Source organism: Burkholderia sp. AU30198, assembly GCF_020419825.1.
In the GTDB taxonomy this organism is placed as follows: Bacteria; Pseudomonadota; Gammaproteobacteria; order Burkholderiales; family Burkholderiaceae; genus Burkholderia.
Genome location: NZ_JAIZSA010000038.1, coordinates 1 through 21677 on the forward strand (window position 1 = coordinate 1; position 21677 = coordinate 21677).

The window sequence follows — 21677 nt, forward strand, 5'->3', positions numbered from 1 at the left end:
TGGGGGCGTGCTGCTCACGATTGGAAGGCAGCCATGAACCAATTCGCCATCCTCTACGAGGATCGGTTCGTTCGACCATCCGTGTGAATCTCAACCCGTCTTGAACACGGAAATTCTGACACCCCCGTCGAGGCTACGCTGCCGGCGCTATCCAGTCAGCGATCAAGGCGTGCGGCCTCAACGACGACACGACGCGCGACCGTGTGACGCCTCACACCTTCCGAGACACGTTCGCATCGCGACTCGTGCAAAAGGGCGTCTCCTTGCTCAAGGTGTCGCTGCTGCTTGGTCACGCGAATCCTGCGATGACACAGAAGTATGCCCACCTCTGCCCGGACAGCACCGGGCGCGAGGCGGTAGACATCCTCAACAGCCTCCACGTGGATTAACCCGACACAGGGTGACGACCCTACGCAGCGGCTGGTCTTGGGCTACTTCGGGGCCCAAGACTATTGGCGGCCGGCGCGATATCAGTCCGTCGAGAACTCGCGCCCTTCCAAGTCGAAATGCGGATTGCTCAGTGCGACTGCGAAGCGTTTGAAGAGACAGATGTACTCTTCAAGCGTGAGTTCAACTTCCACGCGCTTTAGCTTCAGCGCCTCACCGGCCTTCGCAATAGCTGCCGCAACATCGTCGAACCCGCTTCCGTCGAAGAGGTATGCGGAGACGGAGACATGCGCAAGCTTGTTGCCGTGATTTTCGCCAACCCAAAGTTTCGCGCCGACGAGAAATTCCTCTTCGGTTCGAAGTCCGCGCTGGAGTAGCAGGTCTGACAATGTCGTAGCGTCAGACCTGTCAGCGGACGCGGTTCCAGTCCAATCTCCGTATTGTGTGGTCGCCTTGAACCTTTCCATTGATTTTCCCCGTAGTGTTGTAGAGAGCAGATAGTGTAGCGTGCGTTGCCCGTAAGTCCGATGAACTAAACCGACACAGGGCGATGGCCCTGCGTCAGCTCACTTTCGGTGGCTGTTGGTGTTTCTGAGATCTACGAGCGGAAATGGAAATGCGCTATGCTCGGCGAGCATAGGCGCCGTCACGCGGAATAATAAGACTAGGGGTTCATGATGCAGACCTGCGCTGTCGATTGGAAGCTCGTCCTTGAGTACATGAAGGTGGTTCTGTCCTGGCCAGTTATCGTGGGAATCGGATCGATCATCGGCAGTGTCTGCTTCCGAGAGGAGTTGCGTGCGCTAATAAACCGCATTTCGTCATTCAAGATTCTTGGTCAAGAAGTCGCCACGCAGCAATCCAAGCTCGACAGTGAAGCGGCGGAGGATGAGGCCATGAACCCGGTGCCAGCCGGCGACGTGCCTCTCCCCGCGTTGGATGGCCTTCAACTCACCCCTGCTCAACGAACACAGATTCGAGAGACGTTTGAAGCGGAGCGGGCGGCGGCGCGGATATGGGAATACCGCTATCTGAATTACTTTTTCGCCCCAAGCACCCAAGCAGTGCTGGACTGGCTTATCGGGTTGGGGGCGGGAACGACGTTTGACGCCTACGAAGCCTATTGGATGAACCGCATCGCGTATGCAGGGGAGCGGCAAGCGGTCATTCACGCTCTACAGATGCATCTCTGCATCCAGATCGACGGTCCCACGATTACTGTGACAGATAAAGGAAGGGAGTATCAGGCGTGGGGCGAGCGCAGGATATTGAGCATGCCCGCCGTACCCATACCTGCGCGTTGACGTGTCGGGCGTCATAAGGACCACGTGCAATCGTGCGCTCCGACGATTAACCCGACACAGGGTGACGACCCTAGCGGCACGGCCCGCTGATACCGTCCGGAGGACACGTAACAGGCACCAGTCACGTTTGACGTCACGTAGCCTAAATTGGTTTAGACCAACTCGCTTTATATCTCCGTGATAAGGTTTTGAATTTGCTGCGAAATTTTCAGCAGATGTGCGGGGAATGTGAGCGATTGCAACGTTTTGCTACAACCTTTTTCTTGGACACGGCCGAAACTCTGTCTATGCTGGCCCATTTGCCGCGGGCCCCGCAGGGTCGCGCGGCGCCGAGTTGTCCGGGTGTGCTCCGGGCGGCCGGCCGAATTGCATACGAGGAGAGAGGCATGACGCGTTCCGTCGATTCCGGCGTCATTTTTTTCGCGCGCCTGGCGCTGGCGGCGTTGTTCCTGTGGGGCGGCGTGATGAAGCTGATCGGCTATGGCGATTTCATCGGTTACCTGCATGGGCTGAACGTGCCGTTCGCACAGTACGTGGCGCTGGTCGTGGTCGCGATCGAGGCGCTCGGCGGCCTGTTGCTGATCGTCGGCTACAAGGTGAAACCGCTCGCACTGCTCATGGCGCTCTATACGGTCGCGACCGCGATGGTCGGACACAATTTCTGGGACGCGACGGACGCCGCGGTCCAGCACGACATGGTCATCCACTTCTGGAAGAACATCGCGATTGCCGGCGGCTTCCTGCTGCTGTTCGTCACGGGTGCGGGCGGCGCGAGCATCGATGCGCTGCGCCGGCCGAGTTCGTCGTACGGCAGCCTGCGCTGAGCGCGTCGCGCGCCCTCCGCTGAGTCACAGCTGAAGCAAATGAGAAAGGGCCGAATCCCGCATGTCGCGGGGTTCGGCCCTTTGTTCATGGATCGCCGGTGGTGGGCAGGCGACCGGTCATGCGCGGCAGTTGCCCGTCGCACCGGGCGGCAACCGCGTGCGCACCGCAGCTGCTCCGCCGCTCAGTGTGACGGATCCTCCTTCGCATCCTTCGAGAACTGCACGGCGATCGCGCCGAGTATGCAGATCGCGGCGACATACACCACCGGCGCGAGCGGATTCGACTTCATCATCAGCGACACGATCACCGGCGTGAGGCCGCCGAAGATCGCATACGCGACGTTGTACGAGAACGAGATGCCCGAGAAGCGCACGACGGCCGGGAAGCTCCTGACCATCACGAACGGCACCGCGCCGATCGTGCCGACCATGAAGCCCGCGATCCCGTAGTAGATCGGCAGCGTCGACGCGTCGGCCGCGACCTGCACGAACAGCAGGTAGTAGCACGCGGCCAGCCCGAGGCCGCCGATGCCGAGCACACGCTTCGCGCCGATCCAGCCCGCGAGCGAACCCGCGGTGATGCAGCCGGCCGTCAGGCACAGCGTCGCGACGCTGTTCGCGAACAGCGTCGTCGCGGGCGCCAGGTGGAACTGCTTCTGCAGCAGCGTGGGCGTCATCAGGATCACGACGACGATCGCGGCCGACAGCATCCACGTGAGCAACATCGATACGATCACCGCGCGACCATGGTCACGCAGCACGGCCTTCAGCGGAATCTCGGCCGCGAGCGCCTTCTTCGCCTTCATTTCGGCGAACACCGGCGTCTCATGCAGCCAGCGGCGCAGGTACACGGAGAACAGGCCGAACACACCGCCGAGCAGGAACGGGATGCGCCACGCGAACGCGCCGACTTCGGCGGCCGAGTAACGGCTGTTGATGCCGGCGGCGACGAGCGAGCCGAGCAGGATGCCGGCCGTCAGGCCCGCGGTCAGCGTGCCGCATGCGTAGCCGATGTGGCGCGACGGCACGTGCTCGGACACGAACACCCACGCGCCAGGCACTTCACCGCCGACCGCCGCGCCCTGCAGCACGCGGAACAGCAGCAGCAACACCGGCGCGAGAATGCCGATCGTGTCGTAGGTCGGCAGCAGGCCCATCAGCAGCGTCGGCACGGACATCATCAGCACGCTCAGCGTGAACATCCGCTTGCGGCCGAACAGGTCGCCGAAGTGCGCCATGATCACGCCGCCGAGCGGGCGCGCAAGATAGCCGGCCGCGAAGATGCCGAACGTCTGCAACTGGCGCAGCCAGTCGGGAATGTCGTGCGGGAAGAACAGTTGCCCAATCGCCGGCGCGAAGAACACGAAGATGATGAAGTCGTAGAACTCGAGGGCGCCGCCCAGTGCGGCAAGGCCAAGGGTCTTGTAGTCGCTGCGCGTGAGCGCACGTTCGGCGGCGCGAGGCACGCCGCTCAATTCGGAAGCTTGCATGGTCAGGACGATCGGTTTTCGAATGTTGTTGTCGGTGCTGCGTCTCCAGGGCCCGCTATCGGCATGGACTGACAAGGCGCGGCTTGCATCGTCGAAGCGTGCCGCGTGCCGGGTGAGGCACGAAACACACACCGCTGCACCGGGATGGCGTGCGGCGGGGGGCGATGCGTCAAAGCGGGTGGGGGGATTCTACAGGAGCGAAAAATGCGCGCGCGCGGGTGCGCGCCGAGGAACGCTTCGGATCGCGAAGCCTCAGCCTCAGCCTCAGCCTCAGCCTCAGCCTCAGCCTCAGTCTCAGCCTCAGTCGAAGTCGAAGTCGAAGTCGAAGTCGAAGTCGAAGTCGAAGTCGAAGTCGAAGCAAAAGCCGAAGCAAAAGCCGAAGCAAAAACCGAAGCAAAAACCGAAGCAAAAACCGAAGCAAAAACCGAAGCAAAAACCGAAGCAAAAACCGAAGCAAAAGCGCGCGCGGCGCGGGCGGCCGGTGAGCCGCTGCCGCGCCGCGCGGGGCACGGTCTCGCGGATCAGTTGCCGGCGATCGTGTCGACCGGCTTGAACGCGCCGTGCTCGACCTTGTAGATCGTCACCGGCGCATCCTTCAGGTCGCCCTTCGCGTCGTACGCGATGCTGGGCGCCGACACGCCCTTGACCGACACCTTGCCGAGATACGGCGTGTACACCTTCGGGTCGGTCGAGTTTGCGTCCTTCATCGCGGTGAGCAGCGCGATCGTGCCGTCATACGAGTACGGCGAGTAGGTGATCACGTCTTCGTTGAAGCGCGCCTTGTAGCGTGCCGCGTAGCCGGCGAAGCCGGGCATCTTCTCCTTCGGCAGCCCGCCCATGTAGACGATCGCGCCTTCGGCCGCGTCGCCGCCGACCTTCAGGAACGTCGGCGAGCGCGACATCTCGCCCGTCACGAACGCCGACTTCATCCCGAGCTGGCGCATCTTGCGAATCATCGGCGACGATTGCGCGTCGCCGCCGCCGTAGAAGATTGCGTCCGGGTTCATTCCCTTGAGGTTGGTCAGGATCGCGGAGAAATCGAGCGCCTTGTCGTTCGTGAAGTCGCGCTTGATGATCGTGCCGCCCGCCGCCTCGACGGCCTTCGCGAATTCGTCGGCGATGCCCTGGCCGTAGGCCGTGCGATCGTCGATGATCGCGATGCGCTTGAAGCGCAGCGTCTTCACCGCGTACGTGCCGACGATGCGGCCCGCCTGCGCGTCGCTCGTCAGCAGCCGGTAGGTCGTCTTGTAGCCGCGCGCCGTGTATTGCGGCGACGTGGCCATCGAGATCTGCGGCAGCCCCGCGCGATCGTACAGGTCGGACGCCGGAATGCTCGTGCCCGAGTTGAAGTGTCCGATGATCCCGCGGACGTTGTCGTCGATCAGCCGCTGCGCGACGGTCGTGCCCGTGCGCGGGTCGGCCTGGTCGTCCTGCGAATCGAGCTGGAACGTGACGGGCTTGCCGCCGATCGTCGGACGCGTCGCGTTGAAATCGGCGATCGCGAGCTGCACGCCCTTCTGCATGTCCGTGCCGTAATTCGACTGCGGGCCGGTCAGCGGTGCGGCGAAACCGATCTTGACAACGTCGGCGGCAATGGCGTGCGCGCCCGACAGTGCGCAGGCAGCGGCCAGCGCGACGTGCGATACCTTCAGCTTCACTTTCACTTCCCCTTGATGGCGTGGTTGGGCCGCCGCCGGCTGACGGGCCGGCGCCGGTAAACCGGGCGAGACGGTTCGGTCGGCAGGCCGATGCGCGGGCCGTGCGTGCTTGCCGCGTGCTGCCCGGGCTGTGCCGGAATCGGCGTGCATGATGGCCGATGCCGCAGGCCGTGCACGCCGATTGCTACCGCGGCGGAAGGTCGTCTCGTGACCGTGAAGCGAAGTCTAGTTAGCGAAAATGCGTGCGTCTTGCGCGTTCGGTGCGCGGCCGGCGACGATATCGGCATATCGTCGATAACCCTGATATGTGCCGAAATCGTCACGCCGAATGCGCAAACGCGCCAAGACGCTGCACGTTCGCATTTCTATGCTGGCGAGTTCGGGCGCGCAGTGCCGATGTGCGAGTGCGCCAGTGCGCTCACGGAATGTCGGTATCGGCGCATGCGTGGCTGCGGCGCTGATGCAAGCGGATGTGCCGTCAGCCGCAGCACGCTCGACGCAGTGGTTGCGCACGCAACGTATGTCGTATATCGCGTGTCGATGCCGGCCGATCGGCGGCGCGATGCGACGGCCGCCGCCAACTTGCCCGCCTTTGCGATCGGCGCGACGCGATCGAAGGGGCGCTTCTATAATCGACGCCATCTGCCACTCGCCTTGCGGTTGCCGGGATGACGACCTTGCTTGCCGTACCGCCCATGAGCCTGTCCGAACCGTTGCGCTACCAGCCCGACAATGCCGATCTCGGCGCGATGCTTGCGCACTTCCGCCTGCTCGAACCGGTGTTCGATGCGCTGCCGGACGTCGCGTTCTTCGTGAAGGATGCGAGCGGCCGCTACGCGATCGTCAATCGCACGCTGGCGATGCGCTGCGGCTACAAGGACAAGCGCGACCTGCTCGGCAAGACGGCCGATGAAGTGTTTCCGCGCCGCTTCGGCCGCAGCTATTTCGAGCAGGACATGGCGACGATCAATGCCGGCCAGCAACTGATCGATCAGCTCGAGCTGCATCTGTATCCGGGCCGCCAGCCGGGCTGGTGCCTGACCTGCAAGGAGCCGTTGCGCGACGCCGCGGGCAAGGTCGTCGGCCTCGCCGGCATCTCGCGCGACCTGAAGGCGCACGAAGGCTCGCATCCGGCGTACAGCAAGCTCGCCGATGTGGTCCAGCACATCCAGGATCACTACGTGCAGCCGCTGAACCTGAAGCAGCTCGCGCAGATGGCCGGGATGTCGGTCGCGCAGCTCGAACGCTACTTCCACAAGGTGTTCCACCTGACGCCGCGCCAGGTGCTGCTGAAGACGCGGCTCGATGCGGCCACCGCGCTGCTCGTCACGCACGACAAGGTGACCGACGTCGCGGCGCTATGCGGCTATACGGATCACAGCGCGTTCACGCGCCAGTTCAAGGCGACCGTCGGCGTGACGCCGACGGAATACCGGTTGATGCTGCAGGAGCGGGCAGGGTGACGCGACACGCCGAAAGCGCCGGCGAGTCGCTGGGATCGGGGTGATACGGAACAACGGGAAAGAGTGAAAACGGCGGCTCAGCGGTAGCCGAGCCCTTTCAGGACGGCGGTGCCGTTTTCGGTCAGCCGGAAGCTGGGGGCCGTATCGGCGTCGAGCTTGACCATCTCGACGAGGCCGGCCTCCTGCAGCGCAGGCAGTTCGGGTTTGGCGTTTGCGCCGATCGGTGCGTGCAGCAGCACGAGCAGCGTCGCGATTTCATGATGACTGAGCAGGCGGCGCAGCATCGTCTTCTTTGCAGGGGGCGCGGCCTGGCGGCCCGCGGGTGCTTCTACGGCGCTCATCGCTTTCCTCCTTTTCAAGATAACCATCGGGTACTGGTTGCGGATGGTGCCGTCGAAGACTTAAGCGATTCTTAAAACCGCACCGGGCGACGGGATGCTGCGCTGCGGTATGGGTTACCGGATGTAACGCCATACGGCGCGCGGCTTCCGGCCCGATCGCGGCGAGCCGCGCGGGCGGGTGCGTCGCCGGGCGATTCACCACGATGGTGCGCGCGGGATGTGGCCCTTTGGATCAGTCGCGGGCCCGCGCATGTGATCCGCTCCCTTAATCCCTGTCAGCTTCCTTCCCTTATTTCCTCCGCTGCGCCTGTGCGGCGAGCCGCACGGCCGCGTTCGTCGCGCCGTAGCCGTCGTATCCGCCGCGCCGCTCGACGATCTCGAGCGAGAAGCGGTTGTCGACCAGTTCTGTATACGCGTGCAGGAACTCACCGCCGTGTTCGTCGCGGTCGTACAGCAGGTGATGCGTGCTCAGCGTGTCGATCAGCTCGTCCGGCAGCGCGTAGCGGGCGGCGAGATCGTCGTAGTAGTTAGGCGGAATGCGCAGGAACGGAATGCCGTCGGCCGCGAATGCGGCGATCGTCTTCACGATGTCGTCGGTGCGGAACGCAACGTGGTTCAGCCCTGTGCCATGGTAGCGGTCGAGCGATTCGGCGACCGCCGTGTGACGATCGACCGAAGCGTTCAGCGCGATCCGCACCGAACCGTCGGCGCTGCGCACTGCGCGGCTGCGCATCAGCCCGTACGGGTCGGGCACGAGCCAGCTGCGTTCGGCCTCGAAGCCGAACGCCGTCTTGAAGAACAGGATCCACGTATCGAGCGCATCGGCCGGCAGCGCGAGGCACACGTGATCGATGCCCGTCAGCGGGCCGACTTCGCTTGGGCCGTCGATGTCGGTCAGCACGAAGTCCGATTCGTACAGCGTCGGCGCGTTCGGCGCTTCGTCGACGAAGTATTCGAGGCTGCCGTCCGGCGCCTGCACGCTCGGCAGCACGCGTTCGTTCGGCCCGACGCGGCCCGAGAACGGCGCATAGCCGAAGCCGGCCGCGCGTTCGAACGCCACTTTCGCGTCGTCGACGCGGAATGCCGACGCGCACAGCGACAGCCCGTGCTGCTGGAAGAACGCATCGGCGAACGAGTCGCGCTCCGCGTTCAACACGATCGACGCGGCGCCATGCTGGAACAGCGTCACGTCTTTCGACCGATGCCGGCCCGCGAGCCGGAAGCGCATCCGGCCGAGCCATTCGCCGACGGTTGCCGCCGCCTGCGCGTCCACAGCGAATTCGATGAACTGGAACCCGACGTGCGCGGGCGGTGCCGGCGGCGCAAACAGCGGCTGGCTGGCGGCCGGTGCGCGGCCGTCCTGCGCGAGCCGCTCGCGCGTGAGCTCTTCCAGATAGAGCAGCGAGCGATGGCCGTCGGCGGCCGTGATCGCGGTCGGCGCCGCGCGGAAGCCGTCGTTGAAGATCTCGAGCGACAGCGGCCCCGTATAGCCCGACTCGATCACGCGCGCGGTGAAGCGGGCGAGGTCGAAGTCGCCCTGGCCCGGGAACGAGCGGTAGTGGCGGCTCCATTCGAGCACGTCCATCGCGAGCTTCGGCGCATCGGCGATCTGCACGAACGCGATCCGGTCGCCGGGGATGTCGGCGATCGCGTCCGGCGAATCGTCGAGCGACAGCGTGTGGAAGCTGTCGAGCGCCAGGCCGAGGTGCGAGCTGTTCACGGCATTCACCAGTTTCCACGCATGGCCGTAGCGCTTCACGACGCGGCCCCACGCGAGCGCTTCGTACGCGGCGACCACGCCGGCCTGCCGCGCGGCCTCGGCGAGCGCGCCGAGCTGGTCGACGAGCAGCCCGTCGTCCGCGATCGTGTCGGCCGACACGTTGCTGCACACCAGGATGCGGTCGGTGCCGAGCGCATGCATCACGTCGAACTTGCGCTTGATCCGGTCGAGGTTGCGGGCGAGCTGGGCCGCGCTCACGCCCTCGAAGTCGCGAAACGGCTGGAACAGCACGATGTCGAGGCCGAGATCGGCGGCCGTGCGCCGGACGTCGGCCGGCGATCCATCGAAGTAGACGAGGTCGTTTTCGAAGATTTCCACGCCGTCGAAGCCTGCGGCCTGGATGGCGGCGAGTTTCTCGGCGAGCGTGCCGGACAGTGACACGGTGGCGATCGAGCGCTGCATGGGCGAATCCTGCGGATGAGCGGGGTATGGCGCCGGTCGAACCGGCCTTGAATGAACCAGTCGTTGAATTCCTGGCGAACGCCATATCCCGAATTTACTGGGCTAGTGATGCGTATTGTACAAACTAACTAGGTGGTACAAATTAGCGAAAACCCGAAAAGACAGTCCGCATTCGCAGGCGCACACTAGCGCCAAATTCCGATGTTTTCGGGGCGATGCCGGTCACGGTCCGCCCCTGTTTTAGGAGCAGAATCACCATGAGCAAGCACAAGGTGCTGGTGCTGAACGGCCCGAACCTGAATCTGCTGGGGACGCGCGAGCCCCATATCTACGGCGCGGAAACGCTCGCCGACGTCGAGCAGCGCTGCCGCACGGCGGCCGAGGGGCTCGGGCTGGAGATCGACTTCCGCCAGTCGAACGCCGAGCACCAGCTGATCGACTGGCTGCATGCCGCGCGTCACGACACGCACGGCATCGTGATCAACCCGGCCGCCTATACGCATACGTCGGTGGCACTGGCCGATGCACTTTCCGCGATCGCGAAGCCGGTGATCGAAGTGCATATCTCGAACGTGCACCGCCGCGAAGCGTTCCGTCACCATTCTTATGTGTCGGCGGTTGCCGAAGCCGTGATCTGCGGCTGCGGCACCGAAGGCTACGTGTTCGCGCTGCAGCGTCTGGCGACGCTGTTCGCGCAGGGAGCCGCACGATGAGCCGCCCGTCGTTTCTGATCGGCCTGATCGGCCAGGGCATCGGCGGCTCGCTGTCGCCCGCGATGCATGAGGAAGAAGGGTTCCGCCAGGGGTTCGGCTATGTCTACCGGCGCATCGATCTCGACGCGCTCGGCGTGACCGTCGACGCACTGCCGCAACTGCTCGATGCCGCGCAGCGGATGGGCTACAACGGCCTGAACATCACGCACCCGTGCAAGCAGCGCGTGATCGAGCACCTCGACGCGCTGTCGGACGATGCGCGTGCGCTCGGCGCGGTGAACACCGTGCTGTTCAAGGACGGCAAGCGGATCGGCCACAACACCGACTGGTCGGGTTTCGCGAAATCGTTCCGCCGCGGGCTGCCCGACGCATCGCTCGAACGCGTCGTCCAGCTCGGCGCGGGCGGCGCGGGCGCGGCCGTCGCACACGCGGCGCTGCAGATGGGCGCGGCCGAACTGACGATTTTCGATGTCGACGGCACGCGCGCCGCTGCGCTCGCGGCCGAGCTGCAGCAGCGCTTCCCCGCGGCACGGGTCGTGCAGGGCGGCGATCTCGCGGGCTCGATGCGCGCCGCGACGGGCCTGATCCACGCGACACCCACGGGCATGGCCAAGCATCCGGGCCTGCCGCTGCCGGCCGAGCTGCTCCACGCGGGCATGTGGGTGGCCGACATTGTGTATTTCCCGCTCGAAACCGAACTGATCCACGCGGCGCGCGCGGCCGGCTGCGCCACGTTGCCGGGCGGCGGGATGGCCGTCTACCAGGCGGTCGACGCGTTCGAGATCTTCACCGGACGCACGCCCGACGCCGAGCGGATGTTCGATCACTTTCAGTCGCTCGTCGCGCGCTGACCCCCTTCCAGAAAGAGAGACCAGGAGACGACCATGCAGCACACCACCCACACGAGCGCCGCGCCGGCGCAGGCGTCCGGCACCGTCCGGCGCACCTCGGCGCGCTACAAGATTCTCGCGCTGCTCGCGATCGGCACGATGATCAACTATCTCGACCGCACCGTGCTGGGGGTGGCTGCGCCGCAGCTCACCAAGGAGCTCGGCATCAACGCGGCCGTGATGGGCATCATGTTTTCCGCGTTCTCGTGGACGTATGTGGCCGCGCAGGTGCCGGGCGGCCTCTTTCTCGACCGTTTCGGCAGCAAAGTCACCTATTACTGGTCGATGACGCTGTGGTCGCTGTGCACGTTCCTGCAGGGCTTCGTGCCCGGCGTCGCGACGCTGCTCGCCTGTCGTCTCGGCCTCGGCGTCGCGGAGGCGCCGTGCTTCCCGACCAACAGCCGCGTCGTCGCGACCTGGTTCCCGCAGAACGAACGCGCGATGGCGACGGGTACCTACACCGTCGGCGAGTACATCGGCCTCGCGTTCTTCAGCCCGGTGCTGTTTGCGCTGATGGGGGCGTTCGGCTGGCGCTCGCTGTTCTGGGTCGTCGGGGCAGTCGGTATCGTGTTCGGCTTGGTCTGGTGGAAGTTCTATTACGAGCCGCGCAATCATCCGGGCGCGAATTCGGAGGAGCTGGCCTATATCGAAGCGGGCGGCGGCCTGGTGCACGGCGTGCGCAAGGACGGTGACAAAGGCGGCAAGGGCGAGCAGAAGTCGTTCAGCTGGGCCATGGCCGGCAAGCTGCTGAAGAAGCGCCAGCTCGCGGGCATCTGCCTCGGCCAGTTCGCCGGCAACTCGACGCTCGTGTTCTTCCTGACCTGGTTCCCGACCTACCTCGCCACCGAGCGCCACATGGGCTGGCTGAAGATCGGCTTCTTCGCGGTGATGCCGTTCATCGCCGCATCGGTCGGCGTGATGTTCGGCGGGATCTTCTCCGACTGGCTGCTGCGTCGCGGCAAGTCCGCGAACCTCGCGCGCAAGCTGCCGATCATCGCGGGCCTGCTGCTCGCGTCGACGATCATTCTCGCGAACTACGTGCAGAGCAACGAGGCCGTGATCGCGATCATGTCGGTCGCGTTCTTCGCGCAGGGGATGGCGGCACTCGGCTGGACGCTCGTGTCGGACATCGCACCGGACGGCCTGCTCGGCGTCACGGGCGGCATCTTCAACTTCGCGGCGAACCTCGCCGGGATCGTCACGCCGCTCGTGGTCGGCTTCATCGTCGCGTCGACCGGGTCGTTCGTCGGTGCGCTCGTGTTCATCGGCGTGATCGCGCTGATCGGTGCGGCGTCGTACATCTTCGTCGTCGGCGACATCAAGCGGATCGAGCTGTAAGCACCGGCTCCACGCAGATCCTGTGCGTTAGCCCGGCAGCCGCAAGGCCGCCGGGCTTTTTTGTTTGCGCGTGCTGGCGGATCTGCCGGCTGGCGTAGTCCCGCGCTTATGCGCGCTGCACCGCGATGCCGAGCGATTCGACCGCCTGCGCGATTGCCGCGACCGCGCGGCGGATATCGTTCGAGTCGATCGCGCCGATGCAGCCGACGCGGAACGTCTCGAGCTGCGTGAGCTTGCCCGGATACAGGATGAAGCCCGCGTCGCGCACCGCGTCGTAGAAGCGGCGGAAATCGTAGGCCGGGTGATCGGGCGCATGAAACGTGACGATCACCGGCGCCTGCACGCTCGCGTCGAGGAACGGCGTGAAGCCGAGCGCATGCATCGATTCGACCAGCGTCCGGCAGTTGTCCACATAGCGCGCGCCGCGCGCCGGCTGGCCGCCTTCGGCGAGATACTGGTCGAGCGCAGCGCGCAGCGCGGCGATCACGTGCGTCGGCGGCGTGAAACGCCACTGGCCCGTCTTGCGCAGGTACGCGTACTGATCGTGGAGATCGAGTGCGAGCGACGGCGAGTTGCCTTCGCTCGCGTCGAGTGCGTCGCGCCGCACGATCGCAAACCCCATCCCCGGCACACCTTCGAGGCATTTGCCGCTTGCCGAGATCAGCGCATCGATGCCGCTGCCGGCCAGCTTGATCGGCAGCGCGCCGAACGAGCTCATCGCGTCGACGATCAGCCGCTTGCCGTGGCGCCGGCACACGGCGGCGATGTCGTCGAGCGGGTTCAGGATGCCGGCGCTCGTCTCCAGATGCACCTGCGCGACGTGCGTGATGCGCGGCTCGCGTGCGAACGCGGCTTCGATCGCGGCCGGATCGACGGCGGCGTCCTCGCCGAACGGCAACGCGATCGCCTCGATCCCGAGCCGGCCGAGGATCTTCAGGATGCGCGCGCAGTACGCGCCGTTGTCGGGCACCAGCACGACGCCGTCGCGCGGCACCAGCGTGCCGAGCGCGGCTTCCACCGAGAACGTGCCGCTGCCCTGCATCGGTACGCACACGTACTCGTCGCCGCCGTGCGCGATCGCGACGAGATCCGCGCAGACGCTGGCCGTCAGTTGATTGAAAGCGGCATCCCACGAGCCCCAGTCATGTTGCATTGCGTGGCGGGTTGTGGCGGACGTGGTGAGCGGGCCGGGCGTAAGAAGAATCGGATCGGACATGGTTTTCCTCTGCAAAGGTCGGAAGAAACGCCGGGCGGCATTTCTGAATGACTTGCATGATATTGGCAAAATGTGTCATTTTTTGGAAATTGTGGCATTCGTCACGGGTTTGTCATCGAACGCTGTGATCCTTCGCTTGCCGCGCGAAACCTAACCTCAGCGCGGCAGCGAGGCAGGCCGTCGATCGGTTTTGCCCGGAGATAACAGGAGAGCCGGATCGTGCCCCGGCCATTTGGTGTTCCGCCTACGGAGAAGTCAGATGACACTGCAGAAACCCTCGCGCGCCGCTGCCGGCGCGTTCCGCAAGCTTGCGCTGGCCGCCAGCGTCGCCGGTCTGATGGGCGCCGCGCTGCCCGCGCATGCGGCGAGCGCGGTCGTGCTGTATACGGCAGACGGTCTCGAGAACCTCTATCGCGATGTGCTGCCGGCCTTCGAGAAGAAGGAAGGCGTCAAGGTCAACATCGTGACGGCGGGCAGCGGCGAAGTCGTCAACCGCGCGAACATCGAGAAGAATTCCCCGAAGGCCGACGTGATCGTCACGCTGCCGCCGTTCATCCAGCAAGCCGGCCAGCTGGGCCTGCTGCAGCCGTACCAGAGCGTGAACTACAAGAACGTGCCGGCCATCGCGAAGGCTGAAGACGGCACGTGGGCAACGTTCGTGAACAACTACTTCTCGTTCGCGATCAACCCGGACGTCGTGAAGAACCAGCCGAAGACGTTCGCCGACCTGCTGTCGCCGGCCTACGCGGGCAAGGTCGCGTACTCGAACCCGGCCACCGCCGGCGACGGGATGGCCGTGCTGATCCTGACGACGTCGCTGATGGGCGAGGACAAGGCGTTCGACTACCTCGCGAAGCTGTCGCAGAGCGTGAAGTTCCACACGAAGGGCACGGGCTACCTGAACGTGCTGCTGTCGCGTAACGAAATCAGCGTCGCGAACGGCGACCTGCAGATGGACCTCGACGATGCCGAACACGGCGCGCTGTCCGTCAAGCCGATCTTCCTGGCCGCGAAGGAAGGCGACCAGCCGACCACGTTCCAGCTCCCGTACGGCATCGGCCTGATCAAGAGCGGCCCGAACCAGGACGCCGGCAAGAAGCTGATCGACTACCTGATGTCGACGGAAGTGCAGTCGAAGGTGCCGGACATGTACGGCATCCCGGGCCGCACGGACGTGCCGCTGGCCGGCAAGAACGGCGAAGCGGTCAAGAAGGCGATCGCGGGCGTGAAGCTGATCCCGGTCGACTGGACCCAGGTGATGGCGAAGAAGCCGGTGTGGATCGAGCGCTGGAAGAAGGACGTGATCGGCAGCTCGGGCAAGCAGCTCGACGTCGTCAAGCCGAAGTGATCGGCGCACGCCGCCTGTATTTGTGAGCAAGAGGATGAACCCGGTGGAAACCACCCTGACCCATCCCGGCGCATTCGGCGCCGCCGAACCGCAGGCAACGCTGCGGTCCGGCGCGCCGGGCGGCGTGCAGATCGAACACCTGAGCGTGCGCTACGGCGCACGCACGGTGCTGGAAGATCTGTCGCTGTCGATCGGTGCCGGTGAATTTCTGACCGTGCTCGGCAAGAGCGGTTGCGGCAAGACCACGCTGCTGCGCTTCATCGCCGGGTTCGTGAAGGCCGACGGCCTGACCGGCACGCTGACCGTTGCCGGACGCGACCTGACCTATGCGCCGCCGCACAAGCGCAATCTCGGTCTGCTGTTCCAGAATTACGCGCTGTTCCCGCACCTGTCGGTGTTCGAGAACGTCGCATTCGGGCTGCGCGCCCGCGGCATGGCGTCGTCGGAAGTGACGCGCCGCGTCGCCGATGCGCTGAAGCTCGTGCAACTCGGCGATGCGGGCCATCACCTGCCCGCGCAACTGTCCGGCGGGATGCAGCAACGCGTTGCACTGGCGCGCGCGCTCGTGATCGAGCCGGACGTGCTGCTGCTCGACGAGCCGCTGTCGGCGCTCGACGCCAACCTGCGCGCATCGGTGCGCAGCGAATTGAAGGCGCTGCACGAGCGCCTGCCGAACCTGACCGTCGTCTGCGTGACGCACGACCGCGACGACGCGCTCGTGCTGTCCGATCGCGCGCTGCTGATGCGCGACGGCCATATCGCGCAGCTCGGCACGCCGCAGCAGTTGTACGACGCGCCGCAGGACGGCTACGTCGCACGCTATCTCGGCCCGGCGAACCTGCTGCCGCCGCACGTGATTTTCCCGCTCGGCGATCCGCGTCACGAAGTGCGCGGCAAGGTGGCCTGCGTGCGCCCCGAGCGCCTGACCCTGATGCCGCCGGCTGCGGGCGGGCTGCACGGCACGGTGTCGTCCGTCGAATGGCAGGGCGCTGACCTGTCGATCGCGGTCACGATCGATGCGGCGCCCGACGAGCCCGTGCGCGTCACGATGCAACGTGGCCGCGGTGCGGCTCCCGAGCGCGGTGCGCGCGTTTCCCTGCATTGCGAGGCAGACGATGTCGTCCTTATCGAGCCCTGAAGCCGGCCTGCCGCCGCACGTGCTCGCGTCGGCCGCCGCGCACGCCGCCGCCGCGCGGCGCCGCAAGCGCATGGGTGACCTGCACCTGACCGCGCTCGCGATCCTCCTGCTGGGCCCGCTCGTCGTCTATCCGCTGGTGCGGCTCGTGCTGCTGAGCGTGTCGGGCGACCACGGGCTGAGTTTCGCCGCGTACCGCACGTTCTTCGGCAACCCCGATACGAGCAGCGTGCTGCTGACCACGCTCGGCGTGCTGTTCGCGAGCGCCGGCACCGCGTCGGTGCTCGGTGTGCTGCTGGCCGCGCTGCTGTTCTTCAAGCCGTTTCCGGGCGCGTCGCTCGTCACGCGTTTCCTGGAACTGTACGTTGCGTTCCCGTCGTTCCTCGTCGCGTTCACGCTGATCTTCCTGTACGGCTCGCAAGGCTCGATCAGCATCGCGCTGCAGCACCTGTTCCATCTCGAGAATCCGCCGCTCGATTTCCTGTTCGGCATTGGCGGTGTGATCCTGGCGCAGACCGTGTTCTATACGCCGTTCGTGGTGCGCCCGACGCTCGCGTCGTTCGCGACGCTCGACCTGCGGCTGATCGAAGCCGCGCGCAGCCTCGGCGCGTCCGGCTGGATGCTCGCCCGCCGCGTCGTGTTGCCGATCGCGTGGCCGGGTATCGCCGCCGGCACCGTGCTGTGCTTCCTGCTGACGCTGAACGAATTCGGGATTCTGCTGGTGCTCGGCAGTGCGCGGCTCGTCACGCTGCCGGTCGCGATCTACAGCAGCGCGACCGTCGACCTCGACCTGCCGACCGCGTCGGCCGGTGCGGTCATGATGCTCGCGCTGTCGCTGGCGCTGTATGCGGTTTATCGCCGGGTGAACCGGCGTGCGACGGGAGGGAACGATGTCCGCTGAATACCGTATCGGGCAAGCCGTGCCGCGCCACCAGATCGGCTGGGGCGACACGGTGCTCAAGCATGCGTCGCGCGCGGCGCTCGCGCTGGCCGCGTTCGCATGCTTCTGGTTGTTCGTGTTGCCTGTTGTCGTCGTCGCGCTGTCGAGCGTGTCGACGCAGTGGTCGGGCACGATTTTGCCGGCCGGCTACAGCCTGCGCTGGTTCGAGCGGCTCGGGTCGCCGGAATACGACGCGCTGCTAACGAGCCTGGAAATCGGCTTCGGCGTGTCGGCAGTCGGCACGATCCTCGGGCTGTGGCTCGCGCTGGCGCTCGAAGGGCGCGACCGGCGCGGCCTCGGCGCGGTGGTCGACGCGCTCGTGATGGTGCCGAACGGCGTACCGAGCGTCGTGCTCGGGCTCGCGGTGCTGATTGCGTATCACCAGAAGCCGGTCGACCTGTCGAGCTCGGCGGCGATCGTCGTGCTCGTGCAGCTCGCGCTGATTTTGCCGTTCTGCTATCGCTGCGCGGCCGCCGCGCTGCGCCCGGAACTTACCGTGCTGCGCGAAGCCGCGGCGAGCCTCGGCGCGCCACCCGCGATGGTGCTGCGCCGCGTGCTGCTGCCGCAACTCGTGCCGGCGCTGCGCGCGAGCCTCGCGCTCGGCTTTGCGCTGTCGCTCGGCGAGCTCGGCGCGACGCTGACGGTTTATCCGCCCGGCTTCGCTACCGTGCCGATCGTCGTGATCGGCCAGGTGGAGCGCGGTTACTACCTTCCGGCATCGGCGCTGTCGCTGCTGATGCTCGGCGCGTCGCTCGCGGCGCTGCTGTTGATCGCTGCGCGCGTGCCGCGCGGCAAGCGGGTGGCATCATGAACGCCGCGTTCGCATTGCGCCAACCCGGTGCAGCGTCGGCAGCCGGCGCTTCGACGGATCTCGCGGGACGTTCCGTCGACGTCAACGGCCGGCACTACCGGCTGCCGGTCGAGCCGACCGTCGTCGTCTGCGTCGACGGCTGCGAGTACGACTATCTCGAACGCGCGGTGGAAGCGGGCGTCGCGCCGTTCATCGGCCGGATGATCGCGGAAGGCACGGCCTGGCGTGCCGATTGCGTCGTGCCGACCTTCACCAACCCGAACAACCTGTCGATCGTCTGCGGCGTGCCGCCGTCGGTCCACGGGATCTGCGGCAACTATTTCTGGGATCCGGCCGCCGACGGCGGGCGCGGTGCCGAAGTGATGATGAACGACCCGGCCTACCTGCGGGCCGGCACGCTGCTCGCGGCGGCGTCCGACGCCGGTGCGCGGGTCGCCGTCGTGACGGCGAAGGACAAGCTGCGCCGGCTGCTCGGCTGGCAGATGAACGGCATCTGCTTTTCGGCCGAGAAGGCTGCGCAGGCGAATCTGGCGGAAAACGGGATCGTTGACGTACTCGACTGGGTGGGCCTGCCTTCGCCGGACGTCTACAGCTCGGCGTTGTCCGAATTCGTGTTCGCGGCCGGCGTGCGGCTTGCGCAGACGCGCCAGGTCGACCTGATGTACCTGTCGACCACCGATTACGTGCAGCACAAGTGCGAGCCGGGCAGTGCCGGCGCGAACGCGTTCTACGCGATGATGGACGGCTATCTCGCGCAGCTCGACGCGCTCGGCTGGGTGATCGGGCTCACGGCCGATCACGGGATGAACGCGAAGCACGATCCCGCGACGGGCCGGCCGAACGTCATCTATCTGCAGGACGCGTTCGACGGCTGGTACGGCGCGCAGGCTGCGCGCGTGATCCTGCCGATCACGGATCCGTACGTCGTGCACCACGGCGCGCTCGGCTCGTTCGCGACCATCTATCTGGCGCCGGGTGTCGACCGGGCCGAGGCGATGTGGCGCGTCGGCGGCCTCGACGGTGTCGAGCTCGTGCTCGACAACGCGGAAGCCGCCGCCCGTTTCGAGCTGCCGGCCGACCGGATCGGCGATCTCGTCGTGATCGGCCGCCGCGACATGACGCTCGGCACGCGCGAGCGCGAACACGATCTGTCGGGTCTCACGGTGCCGCTGCGTTCGCATGGCGGCGTATCGGAGCAGGAAGTGCCGCTGCTGTTCAATCGCCGTATCGAGCCGGTCGATCCCGCGCGTCGTCCGCGCAACTTCGACGTGTTCGATTTCGTGCTGAACCGGGTCGCGACATGATGGCTCATCCCCGACACGATCACCCGGCGTTTCGCGCGGAGGCGCTGCGCTGGTGCGGCACGCGCGCGACGCGCGAACGCACGCTCGACGTGATGGACCCTTACACGGGCACGCGCGTCGGCACGGTGCCGCTGGCGAGCGTCGACGACGTGCGCGCAGCATTCGACTACGCGATGGCGTATCGGCCGACGCTTACGCGTTACGAGCGCTCGCAGATCCTCGAACGGGCGGCCGCGCTGTTGCGCGAGCGTACCGAGGAAGCGTCCGACCTGATCACGCTCGAATCGGGCCTGTCGAAACAGGACTCCCGCTACGAGATCGGCCGCGTTGCCGATGTGCTGAAGTTCGCGGCGATCGAGGCGCTGCGCGACGACGCGCAGAGCTTCTCGTGCGACCTGACGCCCCATGGCAAGGCGCGCCGCGTGTTTTCGCAGCGGCAGCCGCTCGACGGCGTGATTGTCGCGATCACGCCGTTCAATCATCCGATGAACCAGGTGGCGCACAAGATCGCGCCGGCGATCGCGACCAACAATCGCGTGATCGTGAAGCCGTCGGAGAAGGTGCCGCTGTCGGCGTTCTACCTGGCCGACCTGCTGGTTGAAGCCGGGCTGCCGGAGCCGATGCTGCAGGTACTGACCGGCGATCCGCGCGAGATCGCGGACGAACTCGTCACGCATCCGCACGCGTCGCTGATTACCTTTACGGGCGGCGTGGCGATCGGCAAGGCGATTGCCGCGCGGGCCGGCTACCGCCGCATCGTGCTGGAACTGGGCGGCAACGATCCGCTGATCGTCCTCGACGATGCCGATCTCGAACGCGCGACGTCGCTGGCGGTGCTCGGCTCGTACCGGAATTCGGGGCAGCGCTGCACGGCCGTCAAGCGGATGCTGGTGCAAAGCTCGATCGCGCCCGCGTTCACCGAGTTGCTGGTCGAGAAGACGCGCGCATGGAAGTACGGCGATCCGTTCGATCCCGCGAACGAAATGGGCACGGTGATCGACGAGGAAGCGGCGCGGCTGTTCGAGGCGCGAGTGGAAGAGGCGGTCGCACAGGGCGCGCGCCTGCTGACCGGCAACGTGCGGCGCGGCGCGCTGTATGCGCCGACCGTGCTCGACAACGTCGATCCGTCGATGACGATCGTGCGCGAGGAGACCTTCGGCCCGGTATCGCCGGTGATCACGTTCGACACGATCGACGACGCGATCCGGATCAGCAACGGGACGGCGTTCGGGCTATCGTCGGGCGTCTGTACGGACAGCACGGCGGCGGTCGTGCGGTTCGTGAACGAGCTGAACGTCGGCACGGTGAATGTATGGGAAGTGCCCGGCTACCGGATCGAGCTTTCGCCGTTCGGCGGGATCAAGGATTCGGGGCTCGGTTACAAGGAAGGCGTTCAGGAGGCGATGAAGAGCTTCACGAACCTGAAGACGTTTTCGCTGCCTTGGGAGTGAACGGATGGCATTGACGGTAGAAGAGATCCACGGGCTGTATCGCGAGCATGGCCATGTGGCCTATAGCGGCGAGCCGGTCACGCAGCTCGAGCATGCATTGCAGAGCGGATTGCTCGCGGAAGAGGCGGGGGCTGATGAAGCGCTGGTCGCTGCGGCGTTCCTGCACGATCTCGGGCATCTGCTGAATCGCCAGGGCGAGACGCCGAGCGCGCGCGGGATCGACGATCTGCATCAGTATTACGTGCTGCCGTTCCTGCGGCCGCTGTTCTCCGACGCGGTGCTGGAGCCGATCCGGCTGCATGTCGACGCGAAGCGCTGCCTGTGCCGCACGGACGCCGGCTACTTCGAGAGCCTGTCGCCGGACTCGGTGCGCAGCCTCGCGCTGCAGGGCGGCATCTTCAGTGAAGAGGAGACGGCGGCGTTCCTGCAGCGCCCGTTCGCGGAGGACGCGCTGCGTCTGCGCCGCTGGGACGATACGGCGAAGGAAGAAGGCAAGGTGACGCCGGATCTCGATCACTATATGGAGATCGTCGCGCGCCAGGTGCGCGCGGGCTGACGGTTCGGCTCCCTCTATATAAGGCCCCGCACGCGGTAGCGTGCGGGGCCTTATATTTTTTTGAGAAACCCCTTGCGCAGATCGAAGAGGCTGCCTACAATCACGCCTCTTTCGCGCTAACGGAAACGCGGCGCGGAAGAGGGAAGCAGGGTTGGCGGTGTGCTGCAGTCTGGAGCGCGCAACTGGCCTGGAAGTTGAACCCCGCAGTCGCAACGATGTAGTTAAAAAAGTTGTTGACGAAATGCGAAACACGGTTCATAATCTCGCTTCTCTGCTGCTGAAAACGCAGCGCTGCTGAGAAACACGAAGTTCCTCGCAGAAATGCT

Annotated in this window: 23 protein-coding genes; 16 read left to right on the forward strand and 7 right to left on the reverse strand. The window is 65.8% G+C overall.

What is annotated here, in order from left to right; genetic code table 11:
* Positions 1-149 precede the first annotated feature (149 nt).
* Positions 150-389: a tyrosine-type recombinase/integrase gene (locus LGN19_RS38790; protein ID WP_413227276.1), complete on the forward strand. Its 240-nt coding sequence runs from the start codon at positions 150-152 to the stop codon at positions 387-389.
* An 81-nt stretch (positions 390-470) separates the two neighbouring features.
* Here LGN19_RS38790 and LGN19_RS38795 read toward each other — a convergent pair whose 3' ends face one another.
* Positions 471-854 carry a hypothetical protein gene (locus LGN19_RS38795; RefSeq protein WP_226220151.1) on the reverse strand — a complete coding sequence of 128 codons (384 nt, stop codon included), beginning with the start codon at positions 852-854 and terminating at the stop codon, positions 471-473.
* A gap of 207 nt (positions 855-1061) precedes the next feature.
* Here LGN19_RS38795 and LGN19_RS38800 point away from each other — a divergent pair, with 207 nt between their 5' ends.
* Both LGN19_RS38800 and LGN19_RS38805 read left to right on the forward strand, forming a co-directional pair.
* Entirely contained in the window at positions 1062-1691 is a 630-nt protein-coding gene (locus tag LGN19_RS38800; RefSeq protein ID WP_226220152.1) for a hypothetical protein, read from the forward strand.
* Between the two features lie 386 nt (positions 1692-2077).
* A complete protein-coding gene (locus LGN19_RS38805; RefSeq protein ID WP_226220153.1) occupies positions 2078-2515 on the forward strand; it encodes a DoxX family protein in 438 nt (145 codons plus the stop codon).
* 182 nt (positions 2516-2697) lie between these two features.
* Here the strand turns inward: LGN19_RS38805 and LGN19_RS38810 are convergent, their stop codons facing one another.
* Positions 2698-4005 carry an MFS transporter gene (locus tag LGN19_RS38810; protein WP_122948067.1) on the reverse strand — a complete coding sequence of 436 codons (1308 nt, stop codon included), beginning with the start codon at positions 4003-4005 and terminating at the stop codon, positions 2698-2700.
* A 204-nt stretch (positions 4006-4209) separates the two neighbouring features.
* Here LGN19_RS38810 and LGN19_RS38815 point away from each other — a divergent pair, with 204 nt between their 5' ends.
* On the forward strand, positions 4210-4581 hold the full coding sequence (locus tag LGN19_RS38815; RefSeq protein ID WP_226220154.1) for a hypothetical protein: 372 nt from the start codon (positions 4210-4212) through the stop codon (positions 4579-4581).
* On the opposite strand, the gene LGN19_RS38820 is transcribed toward LGN19_RS38815, so the two are convergent.
* Positions 4527-5663, reverse strand: a complete 1137-nt coding sequence (locus LGN19_RS38820; protein ID WP_080741528.1) for a branched-chain amino acid ABC transporter substrate-binding protein — start codon at positions 5661-5663, stop codon at positions 4527-4529. The genes LGN19_RS38815 and LGN19_RS38820 overlap by 55 nt on opposite strands.
* A 207-nt stretch (positions 5664-5870) precedes the next feature.
* On the opposite strand from LGN19_RS38820, the gene LGN19_RS38825 reads away from it, so the two are divergent.
* Complete coding sequence (locus LGN19_RS38825) at positions 5871-6335, forward strand: hypothetical protein (RefSeq protein WP_226220155.1); 465 nt, start codon at positions 5871-5873, stop codon at positions 6333-6335.
* Complete coding sequence (locus tag LGN19_RS38830) at positions 6332-7126, forward strand: AraC family transcriptional regulator (RefSeq protein WP_043180856.1); 795 nt, start codon at positions 6332-6334, stop codon at positions 7124-7126. The genes LGN19_RS38825 and LGN19_RS38830 overlap by 4 nt, the downstream gene beginning before the upstream one ends.
* A 77-nt stretch (positions 7127-7203) precedes the next feature.
* Here the strand turns inward: LGN19_RS38830 and LGN19_RS38835 are convergent, their stop codons facing one another.
* Positions 7204-7467, reverse strand: a complete 264-nt coding sequence (locus tag LGN19_RS38835) for a hypothetical protein (RefSeq protein WP_011353956.1) — start codon at positions 7465-7467, stop codon at positions 7204-7206.
* Positions 7468-7756: 289 nt separating this feature from the next.
* Positions 7757-9649, reverse strand: coding sequence for a bifunctional sugar phosphate isomerase/epimerase/4-hydroxyphenylpyruvate dioxygenase family protein (locus LGN19_RS38840; RefSeq protein WP_226220156.1), 1893 nt, complete (start codon positions 9647-9649; stop codon positions 7757-7759).
* A 257-nt stretch (positions 9650-9906) separates the two neighbouring features.
* Here LGN19_RS38840 and aroQ point away from each other — a divergent pair, with 257 nt between their 5' ends.
* Genes aroQ through LGN19_RS38855 form a run of 3 tightly spaced genes read left to right on the forward strand, consistent with a single transcriptional unit; the run spans position 9907 to position 12590 of the window.
* Positions 9907-10362, forward strand: a complete 456-nt coding sequence (gene aroQ / locus LGN19_RS38845) for a type II 3-dehydroquinate dehydratase (RefSeq protein WP_043180853.1) — start codon at positions 9907-9909, stop codon at positions 10360-10362.
* On the forward strand, positions 10359-11213 hold the full coding sequence (locus LGN19_RS38850; protein ID WP_174958151.1) for a shikimate dehydrogenase: 855 nt from the start codon (positions 10359-10361) through the stop codon (positions 11211-11213). The genes aroQ and LGN19_RS38850 overlap by 4 nt, the downstream gene beginning before the upstream one ends.
* Before the next feature lie 33 nt (positions 11214-11246).
* The gene (locus LGN19_RS38855; protein WP_226220157.1) at positions 11247-12590 is read left to right on the forward strand and encodes an MFS transporter; all 1344 of its coding nucleotides are present in this window, start codon (positions 11247-11249) and stop codon (positions 12588-12590) included.
* A gap of 106 nt (positions 12591-12696) precedes the next feature.
* On the opposite strand, the gene LGN19_RS38860 is transcribed toward LGN19_RS38855, so the two are convergent.
* Complete coding sequence (locus LGN19_RS38860) at positions 12697-13806, reverse strand: 2-aminoethylphosphonate--pyruvate transaminase (protein WP_226220158.1); 1110 nt, start codon at positions 13804-13806, stop codon at positions 12697-12699.
* A gap of 259 nt (positions 13807-14065) precedes the next feature.
* Between LGN19_RS38860 and phnS the strand changes: the two genes are divergently transcribed.
* The 7 genes from phnS to LGN19_RS38895 are packed head-to-tail and all read left to right on the forward strand — an operon-like array spanning position 14066 to position 21351.
* On the forward strand, positions 14066-15154 hold the full coding sequence (phnS, locus tag LGN19_RS38865; RefSeq protein WP_122948061.1) for a 2-aminoethylphosphonate ABC transporter substrate-binding protein: 1089 nt from the start codon (positions 14066-14068) through the stop codon (positions 15152-15154).
* A gap of 34 nt (positions 15155-15188) precedes the next feature.
* The gene (gene phnT / locus LGN19_RS38870) at positions 15189-16292 is read left to right on the forward strand and encodes a 2-aminoethylphosphonate ABC transport system ATP-binding subunit PhnT (RefSeq protein WP_122948060.1); all 1104 of its coding nucleotides are present in this window, start codon (positions 15189-15191) and stop codon (positions 16290-16292) included.
* Positions 16270-17190 carry a 2-aminoethylphosphonate ABC transporter permease subunit gene (locus LGN19_RS38875; protein WP_226220159.1) on the forward strand — a complete coding sequence of 307 codons (921 nt, stop codon included), beginning with the start codon at positions 16270-16272 and terminating at the stop codon, positions 17188-17190. Before phnT ends, LGN19_RS38875 begins: the two co-directional genes overlap by 23 nt.
* Positions 17180-18040: a 2-aminoethylphosphonate ABC transport system, membrane component PhnV gene (phnV, locus tag LGN19_RS38880; protein WP_175035859.1), complete on the forward strand. Its 861-nt coding sequence runs from the start codon at positions 17180-17182 to the stop codon at positions 18038-18040. Before LGN19_RS38875 ends, phnV begins: the two co-directional genes overlap by 11 nt.
* Positions 18037-19344, forward strand: a complete 1308-nt coding sequence (gene phnA, locus LGN19_RS38885) for a phosphonoacetate hydrolase (RefSeq protein WP_226220160.1) — start codon at positions 18037-18039, stop codon at positions 19342-19344. The genes phnV and phnA overlap by 4 nt, the downstream gene beginning before the upstream one ends.
* On the forward strand, positions 19341-20795 hold the full coding sequence (gene phnY / locus LGN19_RS38890) for a phosphonoacetaldehyde dehydrogenase (RefSeq protein WP_226220161.1): 1455 nt from the start codon (positions 19341-19343) through the stop codon (positions 20793-20795). The genes phnA and phnY overlap by 4 nt, the downstream gene beginning before the upstream one ends.
* A 4-nt stretch (positions 20796-20799) precedes the next feature.
* On the forward strand, positions 20800-21351 hold the full coding sequence (locus LGN19_RS38895) for a phosphonate degradation HD-domain oxygenase (RefSeq protein WP_122948056.1): 552 nt from the start codon (positions 20800-20802) through the stop codon (positions 21349-21351).
* Positions 21352-21451: 100 nt separating this feature from the next.
* On the opposite strand, the gene LGN19_RS38900 is transcribed toward LGN19_RS38895, so the two are convergent.
* Positions 21452-21677: hypothetical protein (locus LGN19_RS38900; protein ID WP_226220162.1), on the reverse strand; the 226-nt coding region annotated here is incomplete at its 5' end.

Coding starts and splice junctions, on each gene's coding strand:
- LGN19_RS38795 (WP_226220151.1), bottom strand. CDS start 854: ATGGAAAGGTTCAAGGCGACCACACAATACGGAGATTGGACTGGAACC.
- LGN19_RS38800 (WP_226220152.1), top strand. CDS start 1,062: ATGATGCAGACCTGCGCTGTCGATTGGAAGCTCGTCCTTGAGTACATG.
- LGN19_RS38805 (WP_226220153.1), top strand. CDS start 2,078: ATGACGCGTTCCGTCGATTCCGGCGTCATTTTTTTCGCGCGCCTGGCG.
- LGN19_RS38810 (WP_122948067.1), bottom strand. CDS start 4,005: ATGCAAGCTTCCGAATTGAGCGGCGTGCCTCGCGCCGCCGAACGTGCG.
- LGN19_RS38815 (WP_226220154.1), top strand. CDS start 4,210: ATGCGCGCGCGCGGGTGCGCGCCGAGGAACGCTTCGGATCGCGAAGCC.
- LGN19_RS38830 (WP_043180856.1), top strand. CDS start 6,332: ATGACGACCTTGCTTGCCGTACCGCCCATGAGCCTGTCCGAACCGTTG.
- LGN19_RS38835 (WP_011353956.1), bottom strand. CDS start 7,467: ATGAGCGCCGTAGAAGCACCCGCGGGCCGCCAGGCCGCGCCCCCTGCA.
- LGN19_RS38840 (WP_226220156.1), bottom strand. CDS start 9,649: ATGCAGCGCTCGATCGCCACCGTGTCACTGTCCGGCACGCTCGCCGAG.
- aroQ (WP_043180853.1), top strand. CDS start 9,907: ATGAGCAAGCACAAGGTGCTGGTGCTGAACGGCCCGAACCTGAATCTG.
- LGN19_RS38850 (WP_174958151.1), top strand. CDS start 10,359: ATGAGCCGCCCGTCGTTTCTGATCGGCCTGATCGGCCAGGGCATCGGC.
- LGN19_RS38855 (WP_226220157.1), top strand. CDS start 11,247: ATGCAGCACACCACCCACACGAGCGCCGCGCCGGCGCAGGCGTCCGGC.
- LGN19_RS38860 (WP_226220158.1), bottom strand. CDS start 13,806: ATGTCCGATCCGATTCTTCTTACGCCCGGCCCGCTCACCACGTCCGCC.
- phnS (WP_122948061.1), top strand. CDS start 14,066: ATGACACTGCAGAAACCCTCGCGCGCCGCTGCCGGCGCGTTCCGCAAG.
- phnT (WP_122948060.1), top strand. CDS start 15,189: ATGAACCCGGTGGAAACCACCCTGACCCATCCCGGCGCATTCGGCGCC.
- LGN19_RS38875 (WP_226220159.1), top strand. CDS start 16,270: ATGTCGTCCTTATCGAGCCCTGAAGCCGGCCTGCCGCCGCACGTGCTC.
- phnV (WP_175035859.1), top strand. CDS start 17,180: ATGTCCGCTGAATACCGTATCGGGCAAGCCGTGCCGCGCCACCAGATC.
- phnA (WP_226220160.1), top strand. CDS start 18,037: ATGAACGCCGCGTTCGCATTGCGCCAACCCGGTGCAGCGTCGGCAGCC.
- phnY (WP_226220161.1), top strand. CDS start 19,341: ATGATGGCTCATCCCCGACACGATCACCCGGCGTTTCGCGCGGAGGCG.
- LGN19_RS38895 (WP_122948056.1), top strand. CDS start 20,800: ATGGCATTGACGGTAGAAGAGATCCACGGGCTGTATCGCGAGCATGGC.